We start from the raw sequence: 5,056 nt of genomic DNA on the forward strand, positions 1-5,056 counted from the left end.
GTATGCGGCGGCCTTGGCATTGCGTTGCTCACACCTTAACAGGGCGTTATGTGAATGGCGAAAAATCACAGAATCTAATCTCTAACTTCTTGCTACAACTCATATTTACAGCAGCTCCAATTCGGTAAAATGCTCGAATATATTAGTCGTAGCCTGGTGAGTTATGATCGCAGTAAATTTTGAAGTACAGGTAGCAGAGGGTAAAACTTCTGAATATCTAGATATTGCAAGTGAACTAAAACCGCTGCTATCAGATATTGATGGTTTTATCTCAATCGAACGTTTCCAAAGTTTAACAAATGACAGCAAGGTTCTATCTTTGTCATTTTGGCGAGACGAAGAAGCAATTCAAGAGTGGCGCAATCTAGAATCTCATCGATTTGCTCAATTAAAAGGTCGTGGTGGCGTTTTTGAAAGCTACAGACTCAGAGTTGCGGGTGTCATCAGAGACTATGGCATGGACATACGTTCAGAAGCCCCAAAAGATAGCATCGACGCACACGGCTAAAATTCACATAACAAACCGTTCAAGAGGGATTCGCAACGCGTGGCATTTTCACTATGCGTTGGTTTTAGTGATTAAGGTGGTATGCGGCGACTTCGGTATTGCGTTGCTCACCCCTTAACAGGGCGTTATGCCGATAAGAGGAAATATGGATAGTAAATGGGAGTGCTTTGGGTGCGGGCATAGCAATGAACACTCATCATTAAAGTGTGAAAAGTGCGGGTCTTTAGGCAAAGAGCTTGCAAACAAGCAGATGGCAAACCACCTGTTAGGGAATGACAAAGTGAAATCGAAGTTTGAATACTGCTGTGATAAATGTGGTTCAGAGTCATATGAGGTTGGTGAGTTAAGAGCCAGTGGTGGATTTTGGAGTACATTTTTCAATTACAACAAACACCGTTTTTATTTCTTGTCATGCAGTAGCTGCGGTCACACTGAGTTTTACAAACGAGGTCTAGGTACTGGACAAAAAATACTAGATTTTCTAGGTGGTTAGCATAGGCATAACAAACTGTTTAAGAGTGATTCGCAACGCGTGGCATTTTTATTATGCGTTGGTTTTAGTTGTTAAGGTGGTATGCGGCGGCTTCGGTATTGCGTTGCTCACACCTTAACAGGGCGTTATGTGCTTTAGGAGAAAACGATGAATAAGTGTCTAATCATCATATTAGCTAGTCTTTCATTTGGTGCTCTTGCTGAAGAAGAGTCCATTGACTGTAATAATGCGATGACCACAATCGAGATAAACCAATGTACTGCTATTGAACTAGAGTCAGCACAAGTTAAATTAGACAAATATCTAAACACTAGCTTTGAGCACAACTCTCATGACCCAGAACTGATCGCAGCAATTAAGCTTGCTCAACAGAATTGGCAAGCATATATGTCCTCTCACTGTGATTCGGTTTATACGCAATGGCGTGATGGAACTATTCGTGGAGTTATGGCGATATCGTGCAAAACTAAGTTAACTAAGCAAAGAACGCACGAGTTATGGGAAAACTTTTTAACTTATATGGACAGTACACCACCAGTTTTACCGGAGCCAAGTGTAGAGTAGGTTTCAACCACGCACATAACAAGCTGTTCAAGAGTGATTCGCAACGCGTGGCATTTTTGCTATGCGTTGAATTTAGTGATTAAGGTGGTATGCGGGGGCTTCGGTATTGCGTTGCTCACACCTTAACAGGGCGTTATGTGACAAGTTTAGGGGCGTCAGTTGTGAGAAAAAATGTTAAGGATATGTCTTCAGAAGAGCTTTCTGACTGGCATGGCAAATCAATGCAGAACTCTCCAGTTAGAAATGAAATGGAAGGTGAGTTTAGGCGAAGAGAGCTGTATTGGATAAGGGCTGCCGCAATCTCTGCAATCATTTCTCTGTTTGTTATGGGCATTTCCGCAATAGTAAGCACATATATCGACTATATTGGTTACTCTATTCAGTGTTCATAATAAGGATGAATTGATGAATAACAAAGCATATCAACTTGCTCAGTCGGCTATGGTTGAACTAAAAACAGCTATTTATATAGCTCTGGAAACAGCGGGTGAAAAAGGTTTGGCAAATGCTGAACTAGGTCGTTCACTTGGTATTTATGGTGGTCATGTTGGGCATGAAGGGCATATTCCTAGAACGTTGTTGGGTATTATGGAAATCGAGGGTGTCGTTTATCAAGAGCCAGAGTCTAAACGCTGGTTCTTGAAGAGTCATGGATAAGTCACATAACAAAGCATTTAAGAGTGATTCGCAACGCTTGGCAGTTTCGCTTCGCTCAAGTATAGCCAAGCGCCGCTCACACCTTAATGCGGCGTTATACAAACGGAGAAAGTTGTGAGTCAGGATGAATTAAATATTGAACATTTACCACTTCAAAATGAGCTAGTTAAGTCCGCCAGTGTATCATTTTCCTCTGAGGACAATGTATTAGCAGCGGTGCTGTTGGGTTCACTTGCTGCCGGCAAAGGCGATCGAATATCTGATGCTGACATTCTCATTTTTACCCAAAATGGGTTCCACAAAATCGCGGATTTATGCTTCTCCAATTTCGAAGCTGGCAAAGAAGTCTTCTACTGCCTTGAAGGTTTTCATAATGAAAATGCGTTCTTTAAAAAGTATATTTTCAACGATTTGACCAGCGCGGAGATTCACTGTTTAGACGTAAATGAGCCTTTCAATATATCTAAACCGTTTAAAGTTCTATTCGATAAATCGGGTATCGTAGAGTCGCGTCTAACCGATGAACCAGCCCCAAAGCACGAAGGCTTTCCAGCTTATACGAATGGCGACAAAGGATTAATATGGGAGCTTTTCGACTGTATAAAATGGTTAAGCCGTGACAATAATGAATTGGCTAAAGCTCACCTTAAAAAGCTATCTGGCAAGCTGTAACTGTTTGTATAACAAGGCGTTCAAGAGGGACAGTCAACGCGTGGCGAATTTGGTTTAAATCTTGGCATTTGTGTTTACGGTGGTAAATTGAAGTTTGGTGGTAGCGCGTTGCTGCCCCTTAACGCGGCGTTAGCCGTCATGGAGCTTGCTATACTCAAAGTGATAGAATAGTATCACTTTAGTATTCCTTTGGAGCAGCTCTCATGAAAGTAGAACTAGTTACATCACTCAAACGTCAAGCAACTAAGATCCTCGCGGATCTCCACGATACCAAAGAGCCAGTGTTAATTACTGAGCATGGTAAGCCATCCGCTTATCTCGTTGATGTTGATGACTACGAGTTTATGCAAAATCGTTTAGCTATTCTTGAGGGTATTGCACGAGGTGAGCGTGCGCTAGCTGACGGTAAAGTGATAAGCCATGATGAAGCCAAGGACAAAATGTCAAAATGGCTGAAATAATCTGGACTGAACCAGCGTTATCTGACCTCAACGATATCGCTGAATACATCGCACTTGAAAATATCGTAGCTGCAAAGCAGTTAGTGCAAACGATCTTCTCCAAAGTCGAACGCCTACAAACTTTCCCAGAGTCAGGTCGTATTCCACCCGAGCTAGAACATCTAAGTTATCGTGAAGTTGTCGTTAATCCATGTCGTGTTTTCTATAAACAAGACGGTGACAAAGTGTTTATTCTGTTTGTTATTCGTGCAGAGAGAGATTTGCGTAAGTTCCTGTTGAGTAAGCAGTAACCTTTGGGAATGAGCGGCTAACAAACTGTTTAAGAGTGATTCGCAACGCGTGGCATTTTTACTATGCGTTGGTTTTAGTGTTTAAGGTGGTATGCGGCGGCTTCGGCATTGCGTTGTTCACACCTTAACAGGGCGTTATGTAGCAGAGTACCCCACGTTTAGTAGACACTTTACTAAGTTAGATCTAGGGTCTAATGGAGAGGTGATTTATGGCTAAACATCGTAATCCAGCGTACACCGAAGAGTTCCGCAAAGAAGCAGTTCGCCTGGCCAGTCTTCCTGGCCGAACAGCAGTCTCCGTTGCCAAAGAGCTGGGTATCAGTGCCCAGCAAATCCGGAACTGGAAGCGTCAGTTCACTCGCCTATCTGATAAACAGTTTAACACCTTAGACGGTGTCGATTATTCGAAGAAAGAGTCCGAAGAACTTCGGTCGCTAAGGCGCGAGAACAAGCGACTCAAAGATGAAATGGAATTCCTAAAAAAGGTCTCGGCGTACTTCGCGAAGCAGCAAGAGTGAAGTACGAATTTATTGAAAGCTATGCTGGTGAGTACTCGATTAGCTTAATGTGTCGTACTTTAGAGGTGAGTCGAGGCGGTTACTACAAGTGGTGTCATCATACGTCGAGTGAGCGTTCAAAGCGGCGAGAGCGCTTTGGACAGCTAGTCATGTGTACCTTTGCCCAATATCGGGCACGCTACGGTTCTGTGCGAATAGCCGAAGAGCTAAACGAAGCAGGCCATGCCTGCTGCGTGAACTATGTGGCTGATATTATGAAGGAAAAAGGTATCAGGGCACGTAATGGCAAAGGGTTTAAATACAGCAAGGATGTAGCTGCGATGACGAATGTTGCCGACAATTTACTGCGTAGAGACTTTGAGTCCGAGACACCAAATCAGAAGTGGGTTACGGACATTACGTATATCTGGGTGAAGAGCCGTTGGCTCTTCTTAGCGACAGTGATGGACTTGCATTCGAGGCGTATTGTGGGTTGGTCGCTAGGGACAACGATGACCGTCGAGCTCATCACCAATGCCCTAAAAATGGCGTTTGAGTCACGTAAGCCGCCTAAGGGCGTCATTATCCACTCGGACCGTGGTGTACAATACAGAGCATATAAATATCAAGACTTCATGCGCAAGCATGGAGGTGTACCGAGCATGAGTCGGCAGGGTAACTGCTGGGATAATGCGGTGATGGAGTCGTTCTACAGTCGACTGAAAGTCGAACTGATATACGCAGAAGACTATCAAACTGTCGAAGAAGCCCGAATGGGCATCTTCGAATACATCGAGGTATTTTACAATCGCAGAAGAAGACACTCAGCGTTGGGGCATGTCAGCCCAGTTGAGTACGAAAGTATGTAGTTATGTACTGTCTACTTTTTGTGGGGTACACCAACAACATTGGCA

General features: G+C 43.6%; 9 protein-coding genes. All 9 read left to right on the forward strand.

The annotated features are described in order from the left end of the window. Nucleotides 1-163 precede the first annotated feature (163 nt). The 9 genes from CAG68_RS11025 (at nucleotide 164) to CAG68_RS11085 (ending at nucleotide 5,011) form a co-directional block, all read left to right on the forward strand. On the forward strand, nucleotides 164-508 hold the full coding sequence (locus CAG68_RS11025; protein WP_054730730.1) for an antibiotic biosynthesis monooxygenase family protein: 345 nt from the start codon (nucleotides 164-166) through the stop codon (nucleotides 506-508). 250 nt (nucleotides 509-758) lie between these two features. Further along, nucleotides 759-1,001: a zinc ribbon domain-containing protein gene (locus CAG68_RS11035; protein WP_080765108.1), complete on the forward strand. Its 243-nt coding sequence runs from the start codon at nucleotides 759-761 to the stop codon at nucleotides 999-1,001. A 147-nt stretch (nucleotides 1,002-1,148) separates the two neighbouring features. Beyond that, nucleotides 1,149-1,565: a lysozyme inhibitor LprI family protein gene (locus CAG68_RS11045; RefSeq protein ID WP_033907128.1), complete on the forward strand. Its 417-nt coding sequence runs from the start codon at nucleotides 1,149-1,151 to the stop codon at nucleotides 1,563-1,565. 405 nt (nucleotides 1,566-1,970) lie between these two features. Then, on the forward strand, nucleotides 1,971-2,222 hold the full coding sequence (locus CAG68_RS11055; protein ID WP_054730722.1) for a hypothetical protein: 252 nt from the start codon (nucleotides 1,971-1,973) through the stop codon (nucleotides 2,220-2,222). A 114-nt stretch (nucleotides 2,223-2,336) separates the two neighbouring features. After that, the gene (locus CAG68_RS11060) at nucleotides 2,337-2,894 is read left to right on the forward strand and encodes a hypothetical protein (RefSeq protein WP_054730719.1); all 558 of its coding nucleotides are present in this window, start codon (nucleotides 2,337-2,339) and stop codon (nucleotides 2,892-2,894) included. 203 nt (nucleotides 2,895-3,097) lie between these two features. Further along, nucleotides 3,098-3,355: a type II toxin-antitoxin system Phd/YefM family antitoxin gene (locus CAG68_RS11065; protein ID WP_005377012.1), complete on the forward strand. Its 258-nt coding sequence runs from the start codon at nucleotides 3,098-3,100 to the stop codon at nucleotides 3,353-3,355. Continuing rightward, nucleotides 3,343-3,645 carry a type II toxin-antitoxin system RelE/ParE family toxin gene (locus CAG68_RS11070; RefSeq protein WP_005377013.1) on the forward strand — a complete coding sequence of 101 codons (303 nt, stop codon included), beginning with the start codon at nucleotides 3,343-3,345 and terminating at the stop codon, nucleotides 3,643-3,645. Before CAG68_RS11065 ends, CAG68_RS11070 begins: the two co-directional genes overlap by 13 nt. Nucleotides 3,646-3,854: 209 nt before the next feature. Then, nucleotides 3,855-4,163, forward strand: a complete 309-nt coding sequence (locus CAG68_RS11080) for a transposase (RefSeq protein ID WP_212755915.1) — start codon at nucleotides 3,855-3,857, stop codon at nucleotides 4,161-4,163. Continuing rightward, the gene (locus CAG68_RS11085) at nucleotides 4,160-5,011 is read left to right on the forward strand and encodes an IS3 family transposase (RefSeq protein ID WP_054730937.1); all 852 of its coding nucleotides are present in this window, start codon (nucleotides 4,160-4,162) and stop codon (nucleotides 5,009-5,011) included. The genes CAG68_RS11080 and CAG68_RS11085 overlap by 4 nt, the downstream gene beginning before the upstream one ends. Nucleotides 5,012-5,056 lie beyond the last annotated feature (45 nt).

This window comes from Vibrio sp. V42_P2S4T144 (genome assembly GCF_009904715.1).
Lineage (GTDB): Bacteria > Pseudomonadota > Gammaproteobacteria > Enterobacterales > Vibrionaceae > Vibrio > Vibrio alginolyticus.

Bases quoted from the DNA above. Each gene is read 5' to 3' on its own strand.
- CAG68_RS11025 (WP_054730730.1), top strand. From the start codon at position 164: ATGATCGCAGTAAATTTTGAAGTACAGGTAGCAGAGGGTAAAACTTCT.
- CAG68_RS11035 (WP_080765108.1), top strand. From the start codon at position 759: ATGGCAAACCACCTGTTAGGGAATGACAAAGTGAAATCGAAGTTTGAA.
- CAG68_RS11045 (WP_033907128.1), top strand. From the start codon at position 1,149: ATGAATAAGTGTCTAATCATCATATTAGCTAGTCTTTCATTTGGTGCT.
- CAG68_RS11055 (WP_054730722.1), top strand. From the start codon at position 1,971: ATGAATAACAAAGCATATCAACTTGCTCAGTCGGCTATGGTTGAACTA.
- CAG68_RS11065 (WP_005377012.1), top strand. From the start codon at position 3,098: ATGAAAGTAGAACTAGTTACATCACTCAAACGTCAAGCAACTAAGATC.
- CAG68_RS11070 (WP_005377013.1), top strand. From the start codon at position 3,343: ATGGCTGAAATAATCTGGACTGAACCAGCGTTATCTGACCTCAACGAT.
- CAG68_RS11080 (WP_212755915.1), top strand. From the start codon at position 3,855: ATGGCTAAACATCGTAATCCAGCGTACACCGAAGAGTTCCGCAAAGAA.